A 23,357-nucleotide genomic window follows, 5' to 3' on the forward strand; every position below is an offset into this window, starting at 1 on the left:
TCAATTTATTCCCCTAAGCAATTGGTTCTTGCCGGATGCATCCGTAAGGCCGCCGTTCCAGAGTTTTCCATGTTTAGAGTACGCGCTTCTGTTCGCCACCTTACCTCCGCGCTGATCATCGGCCTGGCCATGCTGCCTGGATTTTCCGTCGAGCAGGAGTTGCAACTCGACTACCGGATCAACGAGCACATCATCCTGATCCCGGCCGGCAAGAATCACCAGGCGCGTCTGGAAACGACGGTGTTCTCGCCGAACGGTCCGGGCCCCTTCCCCCTGATCATCATCAACCACGGCAAGGATCCGGGCCACCCGAACCTGCAGCCGCGCGACCGCTTCTATCACATGGCCCATGCCTTCGTTTCGCGCGGCTACGCGGTGATGGTGCCGATGCGCCAGGGCTTCGCCAACTCGACCGGCCGCTACCGCGACCGCGGCTGCGACATGACGGCCAACGGCTACATCCAGGCCGAGGACATCCGGGACACCCTGGAATACGCCCGCGAGCAGAAGTGGATCGACGCCGACCGCATCGTGGTGGCCGGCCAGTCCTACGGCGGCCTCGCGACCATGGCGCTGGGCACCCAGGAACTGCCGGGCGTGCGCGGCCTGATCAATTTTGCCGGCGGCCTGCGCGACGACAGCAACGGCTGCGGCTGGCGCTCGGCCCTGGTCTCGGCCTTTGCCGAATACGGTTCGCAGAACAAGATTCCGAGTCTGTGGATGTACGGCCAGAACGATTCGCTGTTCGGCCCGGAACTGGTGGCGCGCATGCACGACGCCTTCGAGCAGGCCGGCGGCAAGGCCCAGCTGGTCGAGTACGCGCCGTTCAAGCGCGATGCGCACGGCATGCTGGCCAGCCGCGACGGCGAGAAAGTCTGGCTGGCCGACACCATGCAGTTCCTGGACCGCGTCGGCATGCCGACCAAGGTGCTCTACAAGGTGCCCGAGCCGCCGATGCCGCAGGCGACCAATTTCGCCAGCATCGAGGACGTCGAGGCCGTGCCTTTCCTCAGCGAGAACGGCAAGCGCGCCTATGCGGAATACCTGACCAAGATGACCCCGCGCGCCTTCGCGGTGTCGCCGAGCGGCGCCTGGTGCTGGGCCGAGGAAGGCGAAGCGCCGGAAGCGCGCGCCCTGGCCACCTGCTCGGCCAAGAGCGACAAGCCGTGCCGCCTGTACTCCGTCGACGAGCACGTGGTGTGGAATCCGGACCTGGCCGAGAAGGCCGCGGTGACGGCGTCGAATACGCCGGTGCCGGCGACGGATGGCGCCGGGACGGCGCAGTTGGGTGGGACTGCGGCAGTGACCAACTGATTTCCTGACCGTCATTCCCCGCACTGGCTTACGTCGTCCCCGCGCAGGCGGGGATCCAAGTTCTGCGTGCGCTAACGAAACGCAAACAAACTTGGGTCCCCGCCTTCGTGGGGAAGACGGGTCAAATCTCCGGGCCTGGATTTGGTACCGCGCAAACCCCGTGCCCGATACCAATTCGACAATGTAGCGTCCGCCACCCACGAGGGGAGAGCTACATGCAGTCGTTCAACACATCAAGCGCCCGAGCGCTGCTGGCCCTGGCCTGCCTGCTGGGCAGTGCAACGGCCGGGGCCGCCAACAACCATCCCGTCGTACTGGTGCACGGCTTCCTCGGCTTCGGGCCGGATACCTTTCCCGGCAGCAGCTTCCTGTACTGGGGCGGCTACCGCGACATCGCGGCCCGCATGCAGCGCCACAAGGGCCCGCATACGGTCTATACGGCAGGCGTCGGCGCGATCAGTTCGAACTGGGACCGCGCCGCCGAGCTGTACGCCCAGATCAAGGGCGGCTGCGTCGACTACGGCGCCACCCACGTCGCCCGCTACGGCTATCCCGGCCAGCCGCAAAAGCCGGCCGGCAAGTGCTGGGCCGCCGATCCGGACAACAATCCGCACAACTATCCCCTCGCCTTCCATCCGCAATGGGATGCGGCGCACCCGATCCACCTGATCGGCCACAGCCAGGGCGGCACCACGATCCGCGCCCTGGTCCAGCTGCTGGAACACGGGTCGCCCGACGGCGACGAAGGCGGCGGCGAGCTCTACCGTGGTGGCAAGACCGGCTGGGTGACGAGCGTGGTGACGATCTCGGCGCCGCACAACGGCACCACCTTGCGCGATGCCGTACTGGACGTCCTGCCTGCGCTCGAAAATGCGCTGCGCAGCCCGCTGCGCGACATCCTCGACAAGCGCCTGGCGCACTGGGAGCTGGCACCGGACGGCGCGCGCGAGTTCAACCGCTGGGCGCAGACCTCTCCCTCGGTCTACTGGTTTTCGCTGGGGACGCGGGCGACGGTGGCGGGCGCCTGGTGCTGCAACGGCAGCGACCGCGTGCTGGCGCCGATCCAGAGCAGCCGGTTCCAGTATCCGCGCGACGACATGATCCCCTATTTCAAGCTGTTCGCGGGCGAGTTCATCGCCGGTTCGCCGGCGCAGCCGGGCATGGGTTCCTACACCCAGTCGGCGCCCGGGAGAGTGCGGATCGACGGCAGCTGGTTCGCCAGCGACGGCGTGGTCAACACGGTGAGCATGCGCGCGCCTGCCGGCCATCCGGTGCGCGACTACGACGGCCGGGCCGTGCGCGGCAGCTGGAACTACCTCGGCACCTACGACGGCTACGACCACTTCGACATCCTGAACTGGCCGAACCCGGGACCGTCGGCGGATCCGGTCTACGACCGCATCTGCGACATCGTCTTCGGCCTGGAGTGACGCGCCACGCGTGGGCACACCGTGCCCACGACTCAGGCGGGCAGCTCGCGCCCCCAGCGCTGCAGCTGTTCGACGGTGGCGGTGACGCCGCCGCACACGATCACCAGCACGCGCTCGCAAGCCGCGAGCATCGCGCCGGCGCGATAGGCCAGCGCCAGCGAGGCCCCGCAGGCCGGCTCCACCACGACACGGTGGTCGTCCATGAAGCGCAGGCAGGCCTCGACCGCCTCGCGGTCGCTCACCACCACCGGCTCGACCGGGCGGCGGCGCGCCAGCTCGAAAGCCTGTTCCGACACCTTGCGCGCGCCCAGCGAAGTGGCGATGCTGGTGATGGCCGGCAGCTCGATGCGCTCCCCGGCCCGCAGCGAGCGCGCATAGGAATCGGCGCCTTCGGTCTCGACTGCCATGACCGGCACCGCATCCCAGCCATGGCGCCGCAAGCCTTCGGCCACGCCGCACAGCAGGCCGCCACCGCCCACCGACAGCACCACCGCATCGGGAACCAGGCCGGCGCGCGCCACCTCGTCGATCATGCTCGCATGGCCTTCCCACAGCAGCGGGTCGTCGAAGGGGTGGATGAAGGCGTCGGTAGCGCCCAGCATCGCTTGCGCCAGCGCGTTCGCTTCCTGGAAGGAGGCCCCATGGACGACGATCTCGGCGCCCTCGCGCGCGATCAGCTCGCGCGCCCTGGCGCTGGCCGTCTCCGGCACCACCACCGTCACCGGCAGGCCGAGCCGGCGTCCGGCGTGGGCGGCGGCAATGCCGGCATTTCCGCCCGAGGACGAGACGAAGCGCCGCGCCCCGCGCAGCGCGTACTGCTCGCAGGCGTGGCCGATGCCGCGCAGCTTGAACGAGCCGGAAGGCTGCAGCGCCTCCATCTTCAGCCACACGGACTGGCCGGGCCGGGTGGCCATGGCGCCCGAGGCCAGCAGCGGCGTCTCGATATGCAGGACCATCGCCGCGCCCGCTCCGCCTACATCGCCGTGCGCAGGGTGCGCGCCAGGTCGGACAGCCGGTAGGGCTTGTTGACGAAGGCGTAGTCGTTCAGGTCCTGGCCATGGCGCTGCTTCAGCGCCGGCAGCGGATAGCCGGAGGCCAGCATGATCTTGGTGCCGGGATAGTGGCTGCGCGTGTAGCCGGCCAGTTCGAGGCCGTCCATCCCGTTCGGCATGACGACGTCGGTGAACAGGATGTCGACGTCGAGCTGCTCCAGCATGTCGATCGCCTCGCGGCCGCTGGACGCCGTCACCACGTCGTAGCCCATGCTGGTGAACAGCGAGGCGGCGACGTCCATCAGGTCCGGCTCGTCCTCGACGATCAGCACGCGCTCGACGTGGGAACGCTTGTCCTCGTGGGCCTCGGACACCACCGCCGGCAGGTAGATCGAGATCGTGGTGCCCTCGCCGGGCTTGCTTTCGATGACCACGTCGCCGTCCGACTGCTTGATGAAGCCGTAGACCTGGGACAGGCCCAGGCCGGTGCCCTTGCCCACTTCCTTGGTGGTGAAGAAGGGTTCGAAGGCGCGCCGCACCACGTCGGGGGGCATGCCGGTGCCAGTATCGCTGACCGAGATCCGCACGTAGTCGCCGGCAGCCAGGCTGCCCGCCTCGTGGTGGCCGAGCGTCACGTTGCGGGTCGCGATGACGATGCGGCCGCCGTCCGGCATGGCGTCGCGCGCGTTCACCACCAGGTTCAGCAGGGCCGACTCGAGGCGTGCGCTGTCGATCACCGCGCTGTGTGCGTTGCGGTCGAGGTCGATCTCGAACTCGATGCCGGCATTGACCGCGCGACGCAGCACGGATTCGAAGCCGGTGACGATGCGGTTCAGGTTGCGGGTCTCGGCCTGCAACGGCTGCTGGCGCGCGAAGGCGAGCAGCTGCTGGGTCAGGCGCGCGCCGCGGTCCACCGCGCGCCGCATGCTCTCGATGGTACGGGTGTCGCTGCCCTCGCCGCGCTGCATCGCCAGCACTTCGAGGCCGCTCGACAGCACCGACAGCAGGTTGTTGAAGTCGTGCGCGACGCCGCCGGTGAGCTGGCCGATCGATTCCATCTTCTGCGCCTGGTACAGCGCGGCGTTGGCGACTTCCAGCGCGTCGGCGATGCGTTTCTTTTCGGTCAGGTCGCGGGTGATCTTGGCGAAACCCACCAGCTTGCCGTCGTCGTCGTGGATGGCGTCGATGATCACGTGGGCCCAGAAGCGGGTGCCGTCCTTGCGCACCCGCCAGCCCTCGGCCTCGAAGCGGCCGGTGTCGGCGGCGGTCGACAGCGCGCGCTTCGGCACGCCGGCGTCCCGGTCCTCGGCCGTGTAGAAGCGCGAGAAGTGGCTGCCGACGATCTCGTCCTGGGTATAACCCTTGATCCGCTCGGCGCCCGAATTCCAGTTGGTGACCGTGCCTTCCGGCGACAGCATGTAGATCGCATAGTCGGTCACGCCCTGCACCAGCAGGCGGAAGCGCTGCTCGCTCTCGCGCAGCCTGTCCTCGGCCTGCTTGCGCTCGGTGACGTCGCGGGTCACCTTGGCAAAGCCGAGCAATACCCCTTCTTCGTTGTAGATGGGGTCGATGACCACGTGGGCCCAGAAGCGGGTGCCGTCCTTGCGCACGCGCCAGCCTTCGGATTCGAACTTGCCCTGCTCGAGCGCGGTCTTCAGCGCGCGCGCCGGCAGACCGGCTTCACGGTCTTCGTCGGTATAGAAGCGCGAGAAATGCTGGCCGAGGATCTCCTGCGCCACATAGCCCTTGAAGCGGTTCGCGCCCGCGTTCCAGCTGCTCACGTGCCCTTGCGGGTCGAGCATGTAGATCGCGTAGTCGTTGATACCGGAAATCAGGTACTGGTAGCGCCGCTCGTCCGATAGGATATTCTTGTCCTGCATGTGTTCGCTCATGGCTTGCCACTCGTGTCAGGGGCACAAATTCATTGATCCAAATCCACTTAATGATACACCCAGGCAGTTTGCTTCGCCCGCACGCGTGACAATCGATTTGACAATGACGCACCGATCATACCGTTGTGTTATCGCCGCACCGACAACATTGCCAGAATACCTAAAGAGGGGTACCGCACTGCATTCAATGTAAAATGGCGGAGTTGAAATTCACGTTTTCCGCCATCCCACCTACATGAATCCGGCCTCTTCCGTCCCCGTTCTCGACCTGTCGGCCTGCGACAGGGAGCCGATTCGCACGCCCGGGAGCATCCAGCCCCATGGCTTCATGCTGACCCTGTCCGGCGGCCTGGAAGTCCTGCAGGCCAGCGCCAACCTGGGCGACTGGACCGGCCGCGTCGCCCAGCAGGCCATCGGCTGCCCGCTGGCCGAGGTGATCGGCGAAGCGGCCGCCCTCCGCCTGGCACCGGAACTGACGGCGAAGCTGGGCGTCCGCCCGTATTACGTGGGTACGATCACGGCCGCAAACGGCCGCCATTTCGACGTGCTCGGGCATCGCTGGGACCAGTTGACCATCCTCGAGTTCGAGCCGACCGAGCGCGCCGCCACGGCCGATTTCCGCCACCTGTATTCCTTGATCGGCGACTTCCTGCAGAAAGTGAACAGTGCCGAGTGCGTGGAGTCGCTGGCCCGGCTGGCCTGCCACCACGTGCGCTCGGTGACGGGTTTCGGCCGCGTGCTGGTGTACAAGTTCGACCGCGACGGCCACGGGCAAGTGATGGCCGAGGCCAAGCAGGAAGACTACGCTTCCTACCTGGGCCAGCATTTCCCGGCCTCCGACATCCCGGCCCAGGCGCGCCAGCTGTACGCGCTGTCGCCGATCCGCCTGATCCAGGATGCCAACTACACGCCGGCGCCGCTGGTCCCGGCCATGAACCCGGTCACCGGCAAGCCGAACGACCTGTCGTTCGCGGTGCTGCGCAGCGTCTCGCCGGTGCACCTGCAGTACATGCGCAACATGCGCACGCTGGCCTCGATGTCGGTGTCGCTGATGGTCAAGGGCCAGCTATGGGGCCTGATCTCCTGCCACAACGAGGAGCCGTCCCCGGTGCCCTTCGAGCAGCGCACCGCCTGCGAGCAGCTGGGCCAGCTCCTGGCGCTGTGCATCGAATCGCGCGAGGATGCCCACGAGCTGCAGTTCCGCCTGGACCTGCGCCGCATCATGGTGTCGATGCTGGCCGGCCTGACCCAGGGCAGCGACTTCACCCAGAACCTGTCGAGCGTCTTCCCTGAACTGCTGCGTTTCGGGCGCGCCACCGGCGTCGCGGTGGTGGTCGACGAGCGCGTGCTGACCTACGGCGACACCCCCGAGCGGGACGATATCCTGGGCCTGGTCGACTGGCTGGCCGTGCACGGTCACGGCCACGGCGACATCTACCACACCGACAAGCTGTCGTCGGCCTGGCCCGAGGCGGCAAAGATGGTGCGCAACGCCAGCGGCCTGCTGGCGATGCCGATCTCGCGCATCCACAAGCATTACCTGCTGTGGTTCCGTCCCGAATACGTGCACACGATCGAATGGGCCGGCAACCCGCACGACAAGCTCGTGCAGGCGGCGGCCGCCGGTATTCCGTTGCAGCTGTCGCCGCGCACCAGCTTCCAGACCTGGCGCGAAACCATCCACGGCACCAGCATGCCCTGGCATGGCGGCGAGATCGAACTGGCGCTGGAATTCCGCACCGCCCTGCTGGGCATCGCCCTCGAGCGCGCCGAACAGATGGCCGAACTGGCCGAGGAGCTGACCCGCTCCAACAAGGAACTGGAAGCCTTCTCCTATTCGGTCTCGCACGACCTGCGCGCGCCGCTGCGCCACATCGTCGGCTTCGCCGACCTGCTGATCGAATCGGCCGGCAGCGAGAACGGCGAACAGCGCCAGCGCTTCCTCAAGAACATCAAGGAAGCGGCGCGGATGGCCGGCAAGCTGGTCGACGACCTGCTGTCGTTCTCGCAGATGGGCCGCGCCTCGCTGCGCCCGACCACGGTCGACATGAACGACCTGGTGGCCGCCTGCATCGACAAGCTGGCGCTGGAGACGCGCGGCCGCAACATCGAATGGGACATCGCCCCGCTGCCGGTGGCTTACGCCGACCCGACCTTCCTGCACCTGGCGATGTTCAACCTGCTGTCGAATGCCGTGAAGTTCACCGGGAAGCAGGACCCGGCCGTCATCCGCGTCAGCTTTGATGACACGCCCGACGAGACCATTTTCCATGTGGCCGACAACGGCGCCGGCTTCAACATGGAATACGTGCACAAGCTGTTCGGCGTGTTCCAGCGCCTGCATCGCATGGAAGATTTCCAGGGTACCGGCATCGGCCTGGCCAATGTGCGCCGCATCGTCGAGCGGCACAATGGCCGGGTGTGGGCCAATTCCGTACAGGGCGAAGGCGCGACCTTCTCCTTTGCCATTCCAAAACATGTTTCAAGTAACTGAATTCACTGAAAGAGTCCTCAAGGAACGCATGCTCAAACCCATCCTGCTCGTCGAAGACAATCCGAACGACCTGGAACTCACGCTGATTGCACTGTCCAAGAGCCAGCTCGCCAACCAGGTGATTGTCGTTCGCGACGGCGCCGAGGCCCTCGACTACCTGCACCGCCGTGGCGAACACGCACAGCGGACCGCCGGCAACCCGGCCGTGGTGCTGCTCGACCTCAAGCTGCCGAAGGTCGACGGCCTCGAGGTGCTGAAGGAAATCCGCACCACCGACGGCCTGAAGCCGCTGCCGGTGGTGATGCTGACCTCGTCGAAGGAAGAACAGGACCTGGTGCGCAGCTACGAGCTGGGCGTGAACGCCTACGTGGTCAAGCCGGTCGATTTCACGGAGTTCGTGCGCGCGATCGCCGACCTCGGCATCTTCTGGGCGGTGCTGAACGAACCGCCGCCGGGTTCGCAGAAATACATCAAGCCGAATAAATGAACGGGGCGCCCACCCTACCGGTACCGGACACAATGTAGGGTGGGCTCTCCGAGCCCACGCATCACCGACACATCAAGCCGACCGGCGCCGCAGCAAATGCCGGATACGCGCACTCAGCGCATCCGGATGATAAGGTTTCTGCAGCAGGTTGACGCTCGCCTCCAGCTTGCCCTCGTGCGCCAGCACCCCTTCCGCATACCCCGAGGTATACAGGATCTGCGCCTGCGGCAGCCAGGCGCGCACCGCCTCTCCCAGCTGCAGGCTGCTGACCGGTCCCGGCATGATGACGTCGCTGAACACCAGGTCGATCTGCTCGCCGCTTTCCACGATCGCCTTGGCCACCGCCGCATCCGGCGCCTCCAGCACCCGGTAGCCGAGCGCCGACAGGATGCCGCAGGTGGCGCTGCGCACGTCTTCCTCGTCCTCGACCACCAGGATGGTTTCCGGCCCGCCCAGCAGGGGCGCCGCCGCCACGTCCTCCAGCGCATCCGGCGCGGCTTCGCTGCGCGGCAGCCAGATGCGCACGCTGGTGCCCTTGCCCGGCTCGCTCTGCAGCACGATCTCGCCGCCCGACTGCTTCACGAAACCATAGGCCATCGACAGGCCCAGGCCCGTGCCCTGCCCGGTCGGCTTGGTGGTGAAGAAGGGTTCGAAGGCGCGCTCCAGCACCTCCGGCGGCATGCCCTTGCCGGTGTCAAGGATCTCGATCATCACGTAATGACCGGCCGCCAGCGACGGCGGCAAGGCACTGTCCGGCCCCGCATTGGCGGCGCGGATCGTCAGCGTGCCGCTGCCGCCCATGGCGTCGCGCGCATTGATGGCCAGGTTCAGCAGCACGTTGTTGAGCTGGTTGGGATCGACCAGGGTGCTGCCCAGGCGGTGTTCGATTTCGGTGACCACGCGCGCGCGCGGGCCGAGCACGCGCCGCATCATGTCGTCCATCTCGCGCAGCAGGTGGCCCGGATCGATCACCACCGCCTGCAGCGGCTGGCGGCGGGCGAAGGCCAGCAGGTGGGAGGACAGCTTGGCGCCGCGCTCGACGCCGGCCAGCGCCATGTCGACGCGCGCCTTGCCGGCATCGTTCAGGTTGCCGACCAGCTTCAGCAGCTGCAGGTTGCCGCCGATGATCTGCAGCACGTTGTTGAAGTCGTGGGCGACACCGCCCGTCAGCTGGCCGATCGCCTCCATCTTCTGAGCCTGGAACAGGGCCGACTGGCTGGCCGCCAGCTGCTCCTGGCTGTGGCGCAGCGAGACGAAGGCGGCATCGCGCTGGCGGCGCGCGATGAAGGCGTCGCTGTGGTAGCGCACCCGCGCCACCAGCTCGCGCGGATCCGGCCACTTCACCATGTAGTCGTTGGCGCCCACCGCGAAGGCCTTGGCCTTGATGTCCGGGTCGTCTTCCGAAGACAGCACGATCACGGGAATGTGTTCGGTGTCCTTGTCGGCGCGAAGGCGCCGCGCGACCTCCAGGCCGTCGATCTCCGGCATGCGCAGGTCGACCAGCACTACCGTCGCCCCGATCTCGCGCGCCAGTTCGACCGCCATTTCCGGCCGGCTCGCGAAGCGCAAGGTGTGCGGCGCACAGCCTCTCAAGCCATGCGAAATGATGTCTTCGGCAAAGGGCTCGTCGTCGATCAGGAGGACAGAACAGGTGCTGGATTCGTCTTGGGTCATTGCAACTGCGGTGAGATGGGAGGAATGTGACGCGAATTGCAAATTAGTAAGCTTTTATTTTACATCAGGCATGTCGGCAGTGCCGGCAATGCAGCAGGGATAAATGACTATTTATGCAGGTGTTGCCATATCGGCCAGCAATCTGCTCATCTTCTCCCGTGCTTTTTGTTCGCCGTGAAGGTGCGGGTATAGAAACCGGCCGGCTTGTTCGCGACCCAGCCGATGAAGGAGCGGATGTCTTCGTGCTCCTTCAGCGCGTCCCAGGTGTGATAGGCGCGCAGCAGTTCGCGCTCGGAAAGGATCGAATGGATCTTGCGGTGGCAGATTTTATGGATCGGAAACTGCTCCCTGCCCTTCAGGGACTTGGGGACGAGGTGGTGGCGGTCGATGTTCTCGGTCCCCAGCGGCCGGCCGCACAGGGGGCACAGGGCCTCACCCTCGGGCTCGGGCTCGGGGGAGGCTTCAATGATGTCGGGAATGCGGGAACGGCGCGCCATACCCTCCATATCGAGGCATGCGCCGACGTTTAAAGAGCGGTCTCAGCCCGACGGCTGCATCAGCGCGCCGGCGCCACCACCAGCCGCGAAAAACTGGCAATGCTGGCCGCCGCCGCAAACACCGCCGCGATGGCGATCGCATACCAGGTGCCGCGCAGGTGGAACACGGTCAGGCAGAAGGCCACCAGCGCGGCACCTAGCGACTGCCCGATCAGGCGCGCGGTCGCCACCATGCCGCTGGCGCTGCCGCTGCGCGAGGGTGGCGCGCTGGCCATGATCGCTTTCACATTGGGCGCCTGGAAGAAGCCGAAACCGACGCCGCACACGGCCATGCGCCAGCCGATGTCGAAGGCCGAAGGCGAAGCCGGCATGCCGAGCAGCAGGGCCAGGCCGGCCGTCAGGATCATCAGGCCGACGCCGCCCAGCAGGCCCGGCGAATAGCGGTCGCTGAGGCGCCCCGCCACCGGCGCCATGATGCCAACCATGACCGGCCAGGGCGTCAGCAGGAAGCCGGTCTCCACCGGCGTGCGGCCGAGCTGGCTCTCGAAGTAGAACGGCAGCGCGACGAAGGCCAGCGCCTGCGCCGCGAAGGTGCAGATCGCGGTCAGCGTGGACAGGGTGAACAGCGGCAGGCGGAACAGGTCGACCGGCAGCAGCGGCGCCGGGTGGCCCTTCTGGCGGCGGATCAGCAGGAAGAAGAAGAACAATGCGATCACGGTCTCCGGCAGCAAGGTGCGCATGCCGACGCGGTGGGCCGCATCGCCCAGCGCCAGGATGGCCATGCCGAAGGCGGCGACGTTGTACAGGCCGGCCACGCCGTCGACCTTGTGGCTGGCGCGCGGCGATTCCGGCAAGGCCTTGCGGGCCAGGAAGAAGCCGAGCACGCCTGGGAGCACGTTGATCCCGAACAGCCATTCCCACGACGAGACGCTGAGGATGACCGATGCCAGGCTGGGGCCGATGGCGAAGCCGATCGCCACCACCAGCGCATTGTTGCCGAAGCCGCGACCGTGCAGCTTGGCCGGATAGACGGTGCGGATCAGCGCCGAGTTCACGCCCATCAGCGCGCTCGCGCCCAGGCCCTGGAACAGGCGCCCGGCGATCAGGACCGGCAGCGACCAGGCCAGCGCGCAGGCCAGCGAAGCCGCCGTGAAGATGACCATGCCGGCGATATAGACCCGCTTGTAGCCGATGGTCTCGCCCAGCGCCGCCACCGGCAGCAGGGTCGCGACCATCGCCAGCTGGTAGGCATTCACGATCCACACCGAATCCGCGGGGCTGGCGTGCAGCTGCTGGGCCATGGCCGGCAGCGCCGTGTTGGCGATGGCGGTATCGAGCGCAGACATGCCGACGCCGAGCGACAGGACGATCACGGCCCAGATGAGCTGGGCGCCGGACAGGCCGTCCACGGGAGTCGCGGGTTTCTCGTAAGTACTTGTATTTACTGCGTTTTGCATGCTCGTCCCGCGACAAAAGAACGAACGATTATATGAGGCTTGAGCGAGGTCTGCTGGAGAGCGAGCGAAAACGCCGGCGGCACCGTGGCGCGCAAAGCAAAAGGGCCGCAGCTTGCGCATGCGGCCCTTCCGGAATCCTGGCTCCCCGACCTGGACTCGAACCAGGGACCTGCGGATTAACAGTCCGTCGCTCTACCGACTGAGCTATCAGGGAATTGAGGCTCGCATTATAGCGGTTCAGTTGCCGTTTGACCAGTGCTCGTGAACGGGGTCAGCAAGGCGTGCTGGGACGCGGTGTGAAAATCGCGCCAGACGCGGTTGACGGGCGTGTCCTCGCGCGCCGCATACAGGCCGCAATATGGGTAGAGTGAATCGACCGCGCGGCGCGATGCGTTCACCCATTCCATCGACAGCGCCTGCATCTGCGCGGCCTCCTCGATGCCGACCGGCGCGCCTTCCACGACCCGGGCCCAGGTCGCATCCAGGCGCGCGTAGAAGCGCTCGCGCACGTCGTCGAGGGAAGCACGGGTCGAATCCAGCAGCGCGCGCACGGCCGGCACCTCGATCAGCGGCTCGCCCTGCCCGCCGAAGCGGTTGCGGCGGTGCGCGATGCATTCCTGCGCCAGCTCGACGAAGTGATGCGCCATGCCGGCCACGTTGGCCGCCAGCGTGACGAAGGCAAACGGCAGGAACGGGAAACGGTACAGCGGGCCTTGTGCGCACGCCCTGGCCGGCTCGATCTCGAAACCGTGTTCGGCGTGGATCCATTGCCCGGCCACGCGATAGGCGTGTGAGGCGGTGGCGCGCAGGCCGATGCTGCGCCAGCGCGGCACGATCTCGACCACTGCGGCCGGCACCACGAAAGCCTGGATGCGCGGGTTGCCGGCGGCGTCCAGCAGCGGCTCGCCCTGCTCGCGCAGGATCGCGTTGAAGGTGAAGTGGGTCGCCATCGGCGCGCCGCTGGCGTAGTCCCACAGGCCGTCGATGCGCCAGCCCTCCCCTTCGCGGTCGGCGTAGCCGGTCGGCGCGCCGCTGCCGGCCAGGCAGACCTGCGGCGTCGCCAGGATCTCGCCGGCGAGCCGCGGCGCCAGGAAGCCGGCGAACCAGCCGGCGCCGGCGCACAGGGTCACGGTCCAGCCCATGCTGCCGTCGACGCGGGCGATCGCCTCTTCCAGCCGCACGACGTCCGGCAGCGCCAGCTCGGCGCCGCCGGCCGCGCGCGGGGCCAGCATGCGGAGCCAGCCGCGTTCGTGGATCAGGGCCTGCTGGGCCAAGCGCAGCCAGCCTTCGGCATCGGCCCGGGCGGCGTGTTCGGCAATGACTGCGGCATCGTTCGAGGAAATCATCGGCGTGACCTGCATCGGTGTGACCTGGAAAGCAAAAGGCCGCTTCACTGAAGCGGCCTTTCCATGTTCTGGCTCCCCGACCTGGACTCGAACCAGGGACCTGCGGATTAACAGTCCGTCGCTCTACCGACTGAGCTATCAGGGAATTGAGGCACGCATTATAACCGCTGGACCGAATCTGGCAAGGTTTTTTTATTTTGTTATAGTGCTCGCTTCCCTCCACACCAACCACTGCAATGACGAAAGCACCCATCCTCGGTACGCCCCTGTCTCCCTCCGCCACGAAAGTGATGCTGCTCGGCTCCGGCGAGCTCGGCAAGGAAGTCATCATTTCCCTGCAGCGCCTCGGCGTCGAAGTGATCGCCGTCGACCGCTATGCGGACGCCCCGGGCCACCAGGTCGCGCACCGCGCCCACGTGATCGACATGACCGACGGCGAAGCCCTGGCGGCGCTGATCGCACAAGAGAAGCCCGACCTGGTCGTGCCGGAAATCGAGGCGATCGCCACCGACAAGCTGGCCGAGCTCGAAGCGCAAGGTGCCATCACCTGCATCCCCACCGCGCGCGCCGCCCAGCTGACCATGAACCGCGAAGGCATCCGCCGCCTGGCCGCCGAGGAACTGGGCCTGGCCACCTCGCCCTACCGCTTCGCCAGCAGCCTCGACGAGCTGAAGGCGGCCTGCGCCGAGATCGGTTTTCCGAACGTCGTGAAACCGGTGATGTCCTCGTCCGGCAAGGGTCAGTCGAAACTGGACGGCATGGATGACGTCGAGAACGCCTGGAACTACGCGGCCGCCGGCGGCCGCGTGGATGCCGGCCGCGTGATCGTCGAAGGCTTCATCGATTTCGACTACGAGATCACCCTGCTGACCGTGCGCTCCTCGAACGGCAACGGCGAGATCGTCACCGGCTTCTGCGAGCCGATCGGCCACAAGCAGGTGCATGGCGACTACGTCGAATCCTGGCAGCCGCAGCCGATGAGCCCGCGCGCCCTGGAGAGTGCGCGCGAGATCGCCAGCAAGGTCACCGCCAGCCTGGGCGGCCGCGGCGTGTTCGGCGTCGAGCTGTTCGTGAAGGGCGACATGGTGTGGTTCTCGGAAGTCAGCCCGCGTCCGCACGACACCGGCATGGTGACCATGGCAACCCAGGTCCAGAGCGAGTTCGAGCTGCACGCGAAAGCCATCCTCGGCCTGCCGGTGAATCCGGAACTGCGGGCACCGGGCGCCTCCGCCGTGATCTACGGCCAGCTGGAGCAGGCCGGCATCGCCTTCGAAGGCGTGGCCGAGGCGCTGCGGGTGCCGGGTTCGGACATCCGCCTGTTCGGCAAGCCGGAATCCTTTGCGCGCCGCCGCATGGGCGTGGCGCTGGCGACCGCGCCGGATATCGAGACCGCGCGCCAGCGTGCGCTGGAAGCGGCCGGCAAGGTCAAGCCGGTGCCGGGCAAGGCCTGAGATGGACCATGCCGCAATCGCATCGGCCTACGATGAGATTGCCGACCGTTGGCTGGACGACCGCTTCGACCAGGCCAACGGCACGTCCAGCTCGGACAACAGCGCCCGCCGATGCTGAAGCCGATGCATCTCCTGGATGACGGCGGACTCGATATGGAAGACACCCACGTCGGCTCGTCGATGGGGGCGGAAGCCTGTTACGGCACCCCGGGATTCCAGGCGTGCTCGACGCGATCGGGGAACCCGGATGCAAGGGATTGGTGAACATAGATGAGCTTTGCGATGCGCAGCGCCAAAAAAAAGGCCGCCTCGACTGAAGCGGCCTCTTCTGAATTCTGGCTCCCCGACCTGGACTCGAACCAGGGACCTGCGGATTAACAGTCCGTCGCTCTACCGACTGAGCTATCAGGGAATTGATGTTGCTATTATAGCCTCCCCATCGCGACTTGCACAGGCTTAGTTGCCAATCGTATCCAACCGTGCATGCCTCGCTGAGGCTTGAAACCTTGGCTCCCCGACCTGGACTCGAACCAGGGACCTGCGGATTAACAGTCCGTCGCTCTACCGACTGAGCTATCAGGGAATTGCCTACTTGCTCTTCCGATTCATGCGTGCCGAATCGGAAGAGCCAAGAGTTTAGAGAACTTTTGCGATGGCGTCAACGACCCGATCGATGTTCTTCGAATTCATCGCGGCAACACAGATGCGGCCGGTGTCCACGGCGTAGATCGATTCCTCGCGCAGCTTGCCCACCTGCTCCTTGGTCAGGCCGGAGTACGAGAACATGCCGACCTGCTGGCGCACGAAGCCGAAGTCCTTGCCCGGGGCTTTCTCGGCCAGCTTCTTCACCAGCTCTTCGCGCATCGCCTTGATGCGCACGCGCATGCCGGCCAGCTCCTCTTCCCACAGCTGGCGCAGTTCCGGGGTCGACAGCACGGTGGCGACGACCTTGCCGCCGTGCACCGGCGGGTTCGAGTAGTTGGTGCGCACCACGCGCTTCAGCTGCGACATCACGCGTGCGGCTTCCTCGGCGGACGACAGCACCACCGACAGCGCGCCGACGCGCTCGCCGTACAGCGAGAAGGATTTCGAGAACGAGTTCGACACCAGCAGCGGGCCGCCGGCGTCGACGAAGCGGCGCACCACGGCGCCATCTTCGGCGATGCCCGAGCCGAAGCCCTGGTAAGCCATGTCCAGGAAGGGGATCAGGCCGTTCGCGCGCACCACCTCGATCACCTGGCCCCACTGGTCGRCCGTCAGGTCGGCGCCGGTCGGGTTGTGGCAGCAGGCGTGCAGGACCACGATCGAGGCTTCCGGCATTGCCTTCAGCGAGGCCAGCATGCCTTCGAAGTTGACGCCGTGGGTGGCCGGATCGTAGTAGCTGTAGTTGTTGACGTCGAAGCCGGCGCTTTCGAACAGCGCGCGGTGGTTTTCCCAGCTCGGGTCGCTGATGTAGACCGCCGAGCCCGGCGAGAAACGCTTCAGGAAGTCGGCGCCGATCTTCAGTGCGCCGGTGCCGCCCAGGGCTTGCACGGTGACCGCACGCTTCTCTTGAATTACCGGGCTGTCGGCCCCAAATACGAGTTCTTGCACAGCCTTGTCATACGCACCCAGGCCTTCGATCGGCAGATAGGTGCGCGGCGCAGGTTGTTCCATCAGCATCGCTTCCGCCTTGCGTACGCATTCCAGCAGGGGCACCTTTCCGTTGTCATCGTAGTAGACGCCGACGCCGAGATTGATCTTGGCCGGATTGGTATCTGCATTGAAGGCTTCGGTAATGCCCAGGATAGGGTCGCGTGGGGCCATGGCGATGGCGCCGAAGATGCTGGCAGGAGCTGTGGAATTCATCGTGATAAACTCTGGTTTGTCGGCTGGGTTCGCAGCGGTTGTATAGACAGCGGCTTGGATGTTGCAGTGCCGCAGGCGGATTCCCATTCTAGCAAAGGTCTGAACTCATGGCAGAACTATCGGTCGCAAATACCCCCGCGCCCACCGTCATCACTTTCCCGGATTCTCCGTTCAAGCTGCACCAGCCCTTCCCTCCCGCCGGCGACCAGCCGACCGCGATCCAGGGCCTGGTCGAGGGCATCGACGACGGTCTGATGTACCAGACGCTGCTGGGCGTCACCGGTTCCGGCAAGACCTATACGATGGCCAACGTGATCGCCCGTGCGGGCCGTCCGGCGATCGTCTTCGCACCGAACAAGACGCTCGCGGCCCAGCTCTACGCCGAGTTCCGCGAGTTCTTCCCGCAGAACGCGGTCGAGTACTTCGTCTCCTACTACGACTATTACCAGCCGGAAGCCTATGTGCCGCAGCGCGACCTGTTCATCGAGAAGGACTCGTCGATCAACGAGCACATCGAGCAGATGCGCCTGTCCTGCACCAAGTCGCTGATGGAGCGCCGCGACGTCGTCATCGTCGCCACCGTCTCGGCCATCTACGGTATCGGTAATCCGGACGAGTACCACAAGATGGTGCTGACCTTGCGCGCCAAGGACAAGGTCGCGCAGCGCGACGTGATCGCACGCCTGATCCAGATGCAGTACACGCGCAACGAGATGGACTTCGCGCGCGGCACTTTCCGCGTGCGCGGCGACACCATCGACATCTTCCCGGCCGAGCACGCGGAACTCGCGATCCGCGTCGAGATGTTCGACGACGAGATCGAATCGCTGCAGCTGTTCGACCCGCTCACCGGCAAGGTGCGCCAGAAGATCCCGCGCTTCACCGTCTATCCGGGTTCGCACTACGTGACCGGGCGCAGCACCGTGTTGAAGGCCGTCGACTCGATCAAGGCCGAACTGCGCGACCGCCTCGAATTCTTCCGCGAACAGGGCAAGCTGCTGGAAGAGCAGCGCCTCGAGCAGCGCACCCGTTTCGACCTCGAGATGCTGGCCGAAGTCGGCTTCACGAAGGGCATCGAGAACTACTCGCGCCACCTGTCCGGCGCGATGCCGGGCGAACCGCCGCCAACCCTGATCGACTACCTGCCGAAAGACGCGCTGATGTTCATGGACGAGTCGCACGTGATGATCGGCCAGCTGAACGCGATGTACAACGGCGACCGTTCGCGCAAGACCAACCTGGTCGACTACGGCTTCCGCCTGCCGTCCGCGCTGGACAACCGGCCCCTGAAGTTCCAGGAATTCGAGAACAAGATGCGCCAGTGCATTTTCGTCTCGGCGACGCCCGCCGACTACGAGAAGGAGCACGCCGACAACGTGGTCGAGCAGGTGGTGCGTCCGACCGGCCTGGTCGACCCGCAGGTGATCGTGCGCCCCGCGCGCTCGCAGGTCGACGACCTGATGGGCGAGATCACGGACCGCATCGCCAAGGACGAGCGGGTGCTGGTGACCACGCTGACCAAGCGCATGGCCGAACAGCTGACGGAATACCTGAGCGACCACGGCATCAAGGTGCGCTACCTGCACAGCGACATCGACACCGTCGAGCGCGTCGAAATCCTGCGCGACCTGCGCCTGGGCACCTTCGACGTGGTGGTCGGCATCAACCTGCTGCGCGAGGGCCTGGACTTGCCGGAAGTCTCGCTGGTGGCCGTGCTGGACGCCGACAAGGAGGGCTTCCTGCGTTCCGAGCGCTCGCTGATCCAGACCATCGGCCGCGCCGCGCGCAACCTGAACGGCGTAGCGATCCTGTACGCCGACCAGATCACCGACTCGATGAAGAAAGCCATCGACGAGACCGAACGCCGCCGCGCCAAGCAGATCGCCTTCAACGAAGCGAACGGCATCGTGCCGAAGGGTGTGAACAAGAAGATCAAGGACATGATCGACGGCGTCTACAGCGCCGCCGCGGCCAAGAACATGGCGGAAGCGGAAGAGACCGCGAAGATCGAAGGCATGAGCGAGAAGCAGATTTCGAAAGAGATCAAGCGTCTCGAGAAGCTCATGGTCGACCATGCCAAGAACCTCGAGTTCGAGAAGGCGGCCCAGGTGCGGGACCAGCTGCATGTGCTCAAGCAGCAGGCTTTCGGGGCGCCGGGGGCGGACAATGTGGTGTCGATACTGGGCAAGTAATTCGGTGCCCATCGATATGAAAAAAGCGACCTTCCGGTCGCTTTTTTCATTGCCGGCCCGAAGACCGGCGTTCGCTTAAAAGGAATTACTGCTTGCGACGACGGCGCAGGCCGCCCAGCATCGCACCGCCCAGGGCCAGCAGCGCCAGGCTGCCCGGTTCCGGAACGAAGGTGATGTTGCCGCCGGTGGCTTGCTGCAGGTAGTCGGTGTAGGCGCCCAGGATGATGCCGCCGAACAGGGTGCCGAAGGTGCCGGCCACCTGGTTGGCGAACAGGCGGGTTTCGAAGGTGTTGTTGGCAACGACCATCAGCTCGCCGTACAGCTCGACGAAGGACGGGCCGCCCGAATCGCCGCCGCCGATGCCGGCTTCGACGCCGTTCGGCAGGGCCACGGTGCAGATGTTGAAGTAGGTGCAGAAGGTGTCCTGGCCGTTACCGTCGAAGTCGGCGTAATAGACTTCGTTCGGGCCGCCGTTGAAGCCCTGTTCGTCGTCGTTCTCGAAGTAGTCGGTGACGTTCTCGCCGACGCGCTTGGTATCGTAGCGCGGAGCGACGTAATGGCCGTTGATGCCGTCGCCCGAGGTGCCGTAGCCGGCCATGATGATGTGCGAACCGGCAACCAGTTCATTCGTTGCGACCTTGTAGATCTTGGCGCTGGCCGGTGCGTCCTTGCTCAGGGTGATCACCGAGATGTCGTCGTTCACGCAACCCTTGCTGCCGTCCGGGCAGTTGTTGAAGCCCTGGTAGTTCGGGTTGATCGAGACGTTCGAGGCCGAGACGATCGAGTTGTAGGTGCCGTTGCTGTTGAAGGCGACCAGCACGCTGTTGTTCGGATTCTTCAGGTCGATGACCTTGCCGTCGCCATACTGGTCGACGCAGTGGCCGGCCGAGATGACCTGGCGTTTGCCGACCAGGGCGCCGGAGCAGATGTAGAAATCGTTGCCGTACTGGATCTGGATTGCGACCACACCGGAAAACTTCGAGGAAGACACATTCGGATCGACGTGGGCGGCCGGGGTATCCGGCAGTGCGCCAGCAGTGATGGTCGGGGTATAGACCGCACCGGCAATGCCCGCTTGCGCGGCACCGCTGATCCCGAAGAGTGCGCCGGCGGCGACGGTGATACCCAACAGCTTATTGAACGACAGTTTCCGATTACGCATTTTTTATCCTTTGTAGTAACAGCGTTATGTCTGCGGCACTTTGTAAGCTCGCGCGGATCATGCATGCAGGAATCATGCCAGAAGGAAAAGATGCTTAAAAATTAATGGCATACGGAAATAGCGCTTCACGATTTCTTACCAGTTGTAAATTTTTCCGACAGTAAACACACAAACAAAAACCGCAGGTCCTCGCGGAGCCTGCGGTTCGGGGCCGGCGCTGCGCCTGGCTTATTTCACGTCGAGCAGGCTGACGTCGAAAATCAGGTTGGCATTCGGCGGAATCGGTCCCGCTCCCTTGTTGCCGTAGGCGAGCGCGGCCGGTACCACCAGGGTACGCTTGCCGCCCACCTTCATGCCGACCAGGCCCTCGTCCCAGCCCTTGATGACCTTGCCGGCGCCGAGCTGGAAGGTGAAGGGGTCGCCGCCGACCGAGCTGTCGATCTGGAGGCCATGCTGGCCCGGCTCCTTGGGCGAATACAGCCAGCCGGTGTAGTGCACGGTCACGGTGGAGCCGGCCGCCGCGGCCTTGCCTTTGCCGACGACGGTGTCGGTTTTCTGCAGCGGCCTGGCGGCGGCGGCCATGGGCGCCTTGGGGATGGCCGCTGCCTGGGCGATGGCAGGGCCGAGGGCCAGGCTCAGTCCAAAGGCAAGTGCGGCGCGCGAAAGAATGGAAGTCATCGGGATCTGCTCTGCTGGTTGGGAAATGGTGGCACTAGTATTGCCGACGTGCAGTATTTGCACAAGCGACAACGCTATTCGCCCGTTCTCCATGTTAATGTCGCGGCAGACTCATCCGAAAGAAAAGGACATCATCATGCAAGCCCGACTCATCGCCGCCGCGGCGCTGGTCCTCCTCGAGGTCGCAGCGGCGCCGGCCTTTGCCGCTCCCGACGTCAACTACCTGCAGAACGAACTCGACGGCCGCGGCCGCTGCCTCGGCACGGCCGGCCCCGTCGTCGCCATGATGGCCTGCAATAAATCGCCGACCCAGCAATGGTTCGCCACCCGCGGCGAGCTGCCGGGCTCCGACAAATTCCATACGGTGGCCGACGGCGAGACCGTCTGCCTGGCGGTACACCCGGACGACCGCAAGAACGTGCTGGCGATGGAGCCCTGCAGCCGCACCGACAGCCAGCAGTGGACGATCGAGCGCCTGAGCGACGTGCCGCGCCAGATGCGGCTGAGCAACCGCGAAACCGGCGCCACCCGCTGCCTGGAAGCAGTGCAGACCGGCATCAGGATGACGCCCTGCAGCCGCCACCAGAGCGGCCACCGCTGGCGCAGCAATTACGAACCGACGATGTAGGACGCTTTACTGGACGTCCAGCAGCTCGACATCGAAGATCAGGTTGCTGTTCGGCGGAATCGGCCCCGCGCCCTGCTCGCCATACCCCATCGCGGCGGGCACGATCAGGGTGCGCTTGCCGCCTACCTTCATGCCCTGCACGCCCTGGTCCCAGCCCGGGATCACCTGGCCGGCGCCGAGGCGGAAGCTGAAGGGCTGGCGGCCGACCGAGGAATCGAACTGGGCGCCATGCTGCTGCTGGGCGTTCGGCGCGTACAGCCAGCCCGTGTAATTGACGACCACGGTGGAACCGGCCACCGCTTCCTTGCCGGTGCCGGTCACGGTATCGATCTTCTGCATGGCGATCGGGCTCGCGTCGGACGGCGCCGCCGCCGGTGCGTGGCCGCGCTTGCAGCCCGCCAGGGTGAGGGAAAGGGCCAGGCCGAGGGCGCAGACGGAAAGCAGCTGTTTCATGTTCTTGTTCTTTCGTAGTGATGGATGCCGGCGCAGGATACACCCCGCCCGCCCCTAGGGCAACGCCAGGCGTGCGGTGCCGCCCAGGATACGGTCGGCGGCGGTGCCGACGCCATCCTCGAACGCCATCGCCGCCGCCATTTCGCGTGCCCGCTCGCGCATGGCCGGCGCGCAGGCGGCGGCGATCAGCGCGGCCGGGTCGGTCCCGGCGAATGCCGCCATCGGGCAGGTGAGGCCGATCCCGCGCGCGCGCAGGCGCTCGGCCCAGAAAAACTGGTCGCCGGCAAACGGCACCACCACCGAGGGCACGCCGGCGCGCGCCGCCGCATGCGTGGTCCCTGCCCCGCCGTGGTGAATGACGGCGGCGATGCGCGGGAACAGCCATTCGTGCGGCGTATCGCCCAGCACGAAGACGTCCGGCGGCAGCCGCGACAGGTCGACGCCGCTCCAGCCCGGATAGAACAGCACGCGCCGTATGGCGGCAATGCCGCGCACCGCCTCCAGCAGCGTCTGCGGATCCATGCCGGCCATGCTGCCGAAGCCGATGTAGACCGGCGCCTCGCCGGCGGCCAGGAAGGCGGACAGCGAATCCGGCGGCTGCCACCCGGCGGCAGCGGGAAGCTGCCAGGTGCCGGTCAGCTCGACCTCGGCCGGCCAATCGCGGGGACGCGGCAGCAGGGCCGGCGAACAGCCGTACAGGGTCGGATAGCCCTGCCACATCCGCCGGCGCGGCGCCGCGCCGAATACCTCCCTGCGCGCCGCATTCACGGCCGGCCGGAACATCGCCCAGGTCAGGCTGTTGAAGGCCTGGTGGGTCAGCAGCTTGGCCCAGCCGGGCAGCCTGCGCGGACGCAGGAAAGCGGCGCCGAACTCGCGCGTGGGCGTCAGCGGCCACAGCGCGGTGCCGATGCAGGGAATGGCGAGCGCCTCGGCCACGGCCAGGCCGACGAAGGCCGCCAGGCCGGAAAACACCAGCACGTCGCTGCCTTCGGCCGCCGTGCGCGCGGTCGCCATCCACGCCGCCGTGTGCTCGCGCGCCAGTTGGGCGCAGGCGCGCGCGACCCGCGCCATGTCGGCGCGGCCGTCGATGGATTTGCCGAGCGTGCCGCCCGGCTGCACGGCCTTGCGGATGTCGCCGGCCAGGGCCGTGAACGGGATCCCGTGTTCGCGCGCCAGCGGAGCGCAGGCGCGGTCGGCCAGCAGCCGGGCCTGGTGCCCGCGCCGGATCATTTCTTTGGCGAGCGCCGCCAGCGGGCGCGTGTCGCCGTCGGTGCCGTAGGTGAGGAAGGTGATCTTCATGTCATGCCTTGCGTGTCGAAGGCATGATTGTCGGCCAGCTAGCGGGGGCGAGGCTTGTACAAA

18 protein-coding genes and 4 tRNA genes are annotated in these 23,357 nt (G+C 66.1%); 7 read left to right on the forward strand and 15 right to left on the reverse strand.

Annotation, left to right across the window (positions count from 1 at the left end):
• The first annotated feature begins 69 nt into the window (after positions 1-69).
• Together AC1DOQ_RS18310 and AC1DOQ_RS18315 are read left to right on the forward strand one after the other, a co-directional pair.
• Positions 70-1,314: a dienelactone hydrolase family protein gene (locus AC1DOQ_RS18310; RefSeq protein ID WP_477367317.1), complete on the forward strand. Its 1,245-nt coding sequence runs from the start codon at positions 70-72 to the stop codon at positions 1,312-1,314.
• 215 nt (positions 1,315-1,529) lie between these two features.
• Complete coding sequence (locus AC1DOQ_RS18315) at positions 1,530-2,744, forward strand: esterase/lipase family protein (RefSeq protein ID WP_477367320.1); 1,215 nt, start codon at positions 1,530-1,532, stop codon at positions 2,742-2,744.
• 32 nt (positions 2,745-2,776) lie between these two features.
• Here the strand turns inward: AC1DOQ_RS18315 and AC1DOQ_RS18320 are convergent, their stop codons facing one another.
• Both AC1DOQ_RS18320 and AC1DOQ_RS18325 read right to left on the reverse strand, forming a co-directional pair.
• Positions 2,777-3,700, reverse strand: coding sequence for a pyridoxal-phosphate dependent enzyme (locus AC1DOQ_RS18320; RefSeq protein ID WP_477367322.1), 924 nt, complete (start codon positions 3,698-3,700; stop codon positions 2,777-2,779).
• Between the two features lie 17 nt (positions 3,701-3,717).
• A complete protein-coding gene (locus AC1DOQ_RS18325; protein WP_477367325.1) occupies positions 3,718-5,628 on the reverse strand; it encodes a hybrid sensor histidine kinase/response regulator in 1,911 nt (636 codons plus the stop codon).
• Between the two features lie 235 nt (positions 5,629-5,863).
• Here AC1DOQ_RS18325 and AC1DOQ_RS18330 point away from each other — a divergent pair, with 235 nt between their 5' ends.
• Positions 5,864-8,122, forward strand: coding sequence for an ATP-binding protein (locus tag AC1DOQ_RS18330; RefSeq protein ID WP_477367328.1), 2,259 nt, complete (start codon positions 5,864-5,866; stop codon positions 8,120-8,122).
• A gap of 28 nt (positions 8,123-8,150) precedes the next feature.
• A complete protein-coding gene (locus AC1DOQ_RS18335) occupies positions 8,151-8,609 on the forward strand; it encodes a response regulator (protein WP_442121854.1) in 459 nt (152 codons plus the stop codon).
• A 72-nt stretch (positions 8,610-8,681) separates the two neighbouring features.
• Here AC1DOQ_RS18335 and AC1DOQ_RS18340 read toward each other — a convergent pair whose 3' ends face one another.
• The 6 genes from AC1DOQ_RS18340 to AC1DOQ_RS18365 all read right to left on the reverse strand — a co-directional run bounded on the left by AC1DOQ_RS18340 (position 8,682) and on the right by AC1DOQ_RS18365 (position 13,728).
• Positions 8,682-10,283 (reverse strand): response regulator, encoded by a 1,602-nt coding sequence (locus AC1DOQ_RS18340; protein WP_477367331.1) that lies wholly within the window; start codon positions 10,281-10,283, stop codon positions 8,682-8,684.
• A 146-nt stretch (positions 10,284-10,429) separates the two neighbouring features.
• Positions 10,430-10,780, reverse strand: a complete 351-nt coding sequence (locus AC1DOQ_RS18345) for an HNH endonuclease (protein WP_477367334.1) — start codon at positions 10,778-10,780, stop codon at positions 10,430-10,432.
• A gap of 59 nt (positions 10,781-10,839) precedes the next feature.
• Entirely contained in the window at positions 10,840-12,237 is a 1,398-nt protein-coding gene (locus tag AC1DOQ_RS18350) for an MFS transporter (protein ID WP_477367337.1), read from the reverse strand.
• 138 nt (positions 12,238-12,375) lie between these two features.
• Positions 12,376-12,451, reverse strand: a tRNA-Asn gene (locus tag AC1DOQ_RS18355).
• A gap of 13 nt (positions 12,452-12,464) precedes the next feature.
• Positions 12,465-13,583, reverse strand: a complete 1,119-nt coding sequence (locus AC1DOQ_RS18360) for an acyl-CoA dehydrogenase family protein (protein ID WP_477367340.1) — start codon at positions 13,581-13,583, stop codon at positions 12,465-12,467.
• 69 nt (positions 13,584-13,652) lie between these two features.
• A tRNA-Asn gene (locus AC1DOQ_RS18365) sits at positions 13,653-13,728 on the reverse strand.
• Positions 13,729-13,819: 91 nt separating this feature from the next.
• Between AC1DOQ_RS18365 and purT the strand changes: the two genes are divergently transcribed.
• Positions 13,820-15,034 (forward strand): formate-dependent phosphoribosylglycinamide formyltransferase, encoded by a 1,215-nt coding sequence (gene purT, locus AC1DOQ_RS18370; protein ID WP_477367343.1) that lies wholly within the window; start codon positions 13,820-13,822, stop codon positions 15,032-15,034.
• A gap of 336 nt (positions 15,035-15,370) precedes the next feature.
• On the opposite strand, the gene AC1DOQ_RS18375 is transcribed toward purT, so the two are convergent.
• From AC1DOQ_RS18375 to AC1DOQ_RS18385, 3 genes are all read right to left on the reverse strand, one after another.
• Positions 15,371-15,446: transfer RNA gene (locus tag AC1DOQ_RS18375), tRNA-Asn, on the reverse strand.
• A 95-nt stretch (positions 15,447-15,541) separates the two neighbouring features.
• A tRNA-Asn gene (locus AC1DOQ_RS18380) sits at positions 15,542-15,617 on the reverse strand.
• Positions 15,618-15,670: 53 nt separating this feature from the next.
• Positions 15,671-16,882: an amino acid aminotransferase gene (locus AC1DOQ_RS18385; RefSeq protein ID WP_477367346.1), complete on the reverse strand. Its 1,212-nt coding sequence runs from the start codon at positions 16,880-16,882 to the stop codon at positions 15,671-15,673.
• A gap of 107 nt (positions 16,883-16,989) precedes the next feature.
• Between AC1DOQ_RS18385 and uvrB the strand changes: the two genes are divergently transcribed.
• Positions 16,990-19,074, forward strand: coding sequence for an excinuclease ABC subunit UvrB (gene uvrB, locus AC1DOQ_RS18390; protein WP_477367349.1), 2,085 nt, complete (start codon positions 16,990-16,992; stop codon positions 19,072-19,074).
• 85 nt (positions 19,075-19,159) lie between these two features.
• On the opposite strand, the gene AC1DOQ_RS18395 is transcribed toward uvrB, so the two are convergent.
• Entirely contained in the window at positions 19,160-20,236 is a 1,077-nt protein-coding gene (locus AC1DOQ_RS18395) for a trypsin-like serine protease (protein WP_477367352.1), read from the reverse strand.
• 228 nt (positions 20,237-20,464) lie between these two features.
• A complete protein-coding gene (locus AC1DOQ_RS18400) occupies positions 20,465-20,914 on the reverse strand; it encodes an FKBP-type peptidyl-prolyl cis-trans isomerase (protein ID WP_477367355.1) in 450 nt (149 codons plus the stop codon).
• A 136-nt stretch (positions 20,915-21,050) separates the two neighbouring features.
• On the opposite strand from AC1DOQ_RS18400, the gene AC1DOQ_RS18405 reads away from it, so the two are divergent.
• A complete protein-coding gene (locus AC1DOQ_RS18405) occupies positions 21,051-21,542 on the forward strand; it encodes a ricin-type beta-trefoil lectin domain protein (RefSeq protein WP_477367358.1) in 492 nt (163 codons plus the stop codon).
• A gap of 6 nt (positions 21,543-21,548) precedes the next feature.
• On the opposite strand, the gene AC1DOQ_RS18410 is transcribed toward AC1DOQ_RS18405, so the two are convergent.
• Together AC1DOQ_RS18410 and AC1DOQ_RS18415 are read right to left on the reverse strand one after the other, a co-directional pair.
• The gene (locus AC1DOQ_RS18410; RefSeq protein WP_477367361.1) at positions 21,549-21,995 is read right to left on the reverse strand and encodes an FKBP-type peptidyl-prolyl cis-trans isomerase; all 447 of its coding nucleotides are present in this window, start codon (positions 21,993-21,995) and stop codon (positions 21,549-21,551) included.
• Positions 21,996-22,049: 54 nt separating this feature from the next.
• The gene (locus AC1DOQ_RS18415) at positions 22,050-23,294 is read right to left on the reverse strand and encodes a glycosyltransferase (protein WP_477367364.1); all 1,245 of its coding nucleotides are present in this window, start codon (positions 23,292-23,294) and stop codon (positions 22,050-22,052) included.
• Positions 23,295-23,357 lie beyond the last annotated feature (63 nt).

The organism is Massilia sp. 01N417 (assembly GCF_056399645.1).

What these genes read in the sequence shown, in the direction of transcription:
- AC1DOQ_RS18310 (WP_477367317.1), top strand. Translation starts at nt 70, where the DNA reads ATGTTTAGAGTACGCGCTTCTGTTCGCCACCTTACCTCCGCGCTGATC.
- AC1DOQ_RS18315 (WP_477367320.1), top strand. Translation starts at nt 1,530, where the DNA reads ATGCAGTCGTTCAACACATCAAGCGCCCGAGCGCTGCTGGCCCTGGCC.
- AC1DOQ_RS18320 (WP_477367322.1), bottom strand. Translation starts at nt 3,700, where the DNA reads ATGGTCCTGCATATCGAGACGCCGCTGCTGGCCTCGGGCGCCATGGCC.
- AC1DOQ_RS18325 (WP_477367325.1), bottom strand. Translation starts at nt 5,628, where the DNA reads ATGAGCGAACACATGCAGGACAAGAATATCCTATCGGACGAGCGGCGC.
- AC1DOQ_RS18330 (WP_477367328.1), top strand. Translation starts at nt 5,864, where the DNA reads ATGAATCCGGCCTCTTCCGTCCCCGTTCTCGACCTGTCGGCCTGCGAC.
- AC1DOQ_RS18335 (WP_442121854.1), top strand. Translation starts at nt 8,151, where the DNA reads ATGCTCAAACCCATCCTGCTCGTCGAAGACAATCCGAACGACCTGGAA.
- AC1DOQ_RS18340 (WP_477367331.1), bottom strand. Translation starts at nt 10,283, where the DNA reads ATGACCCAAGACGAATCCAGCACCTGTTCTGTCCTCCTGATCGACGAC.
- AC1DOQ_RS18345 (WP_477367334.1), bottom strand. Translation starts at nt 10,780, where the DNA reads ATGGCGCGCCGTTCCCGCATTCCCGACATCATTGAAGCCTCCCCCGAG.
- AC1DOQ_RS18350 (WP_477367337.1), bottom strand. Translation starts at nt 12,237, where the DNA reads ATGCAAAACGCAGTAAATACAAGTACTTACGAGAAACCCGCGACTCCC.
- AC1DOQ_RS18360 (WP_477367340.1), bottom strand. Translation starts at nt 13,583, where the DNA reads ATGATTTCCTCGAACGATGCCGCAGTCATTGCCGAACACGCCGCCCGG.
- purT (WP_477367343.1), top strand. Translation starts at nt 13,820, where the DNA reads ATGACGAAAGCACCCATCCTCGGTACGCCCCTGTCTCCCTCCGCCACG.
- uvrB (WP_477367349.1), top strand. Translation starts at nt 16,990, where the DNA reads ATGGCAGAACTATCGGTCGCAAATACCCCCGCGCCCACCGTCATCACT.
- AC1DOQ_RS18395 (WP_477367352.1), bottom strand. Translation starts at nt 20,236, where the DNA reads ATGCGTAATCGGAAACTGTCGTTCAATAAGCTGTTGGGTATCACCGTC.
- AC1DOQ_RS18400 (WP_477367355.1), bottom strand. Translation starts at nt 20,914, where the DNA reads ATGACTTCCATTCTTTCGCGCGCCGCACTTGCCTTTGGACTGAGCCTG.
- AC1DOQ_RS18405 (WP_477367358.1), top strand. Translation starts at nt 21,051, where the DNA reads ATGCAAGCCCGACTCATCGCCGCCGCGGCGCTGGTCCTCCTCGAGGTC.
- AC1DOQ_RS18410 (WP_477367361.1), bottom strand. Translation starts at nt 21,995, where the DNA reads ATGAAACAGCTGCTTTCCGTCTGCGCCCTCGGCCTGGCCCTTTCCCTC.
- AC1DOQ_RS18415 (WP_477367364.1), bottom strand. Translation starts at nt 23,294, where the DNA reads ATGAAGATCACCTTCCTCACCTACGGCACCGACGGCGACACGCGCCCG.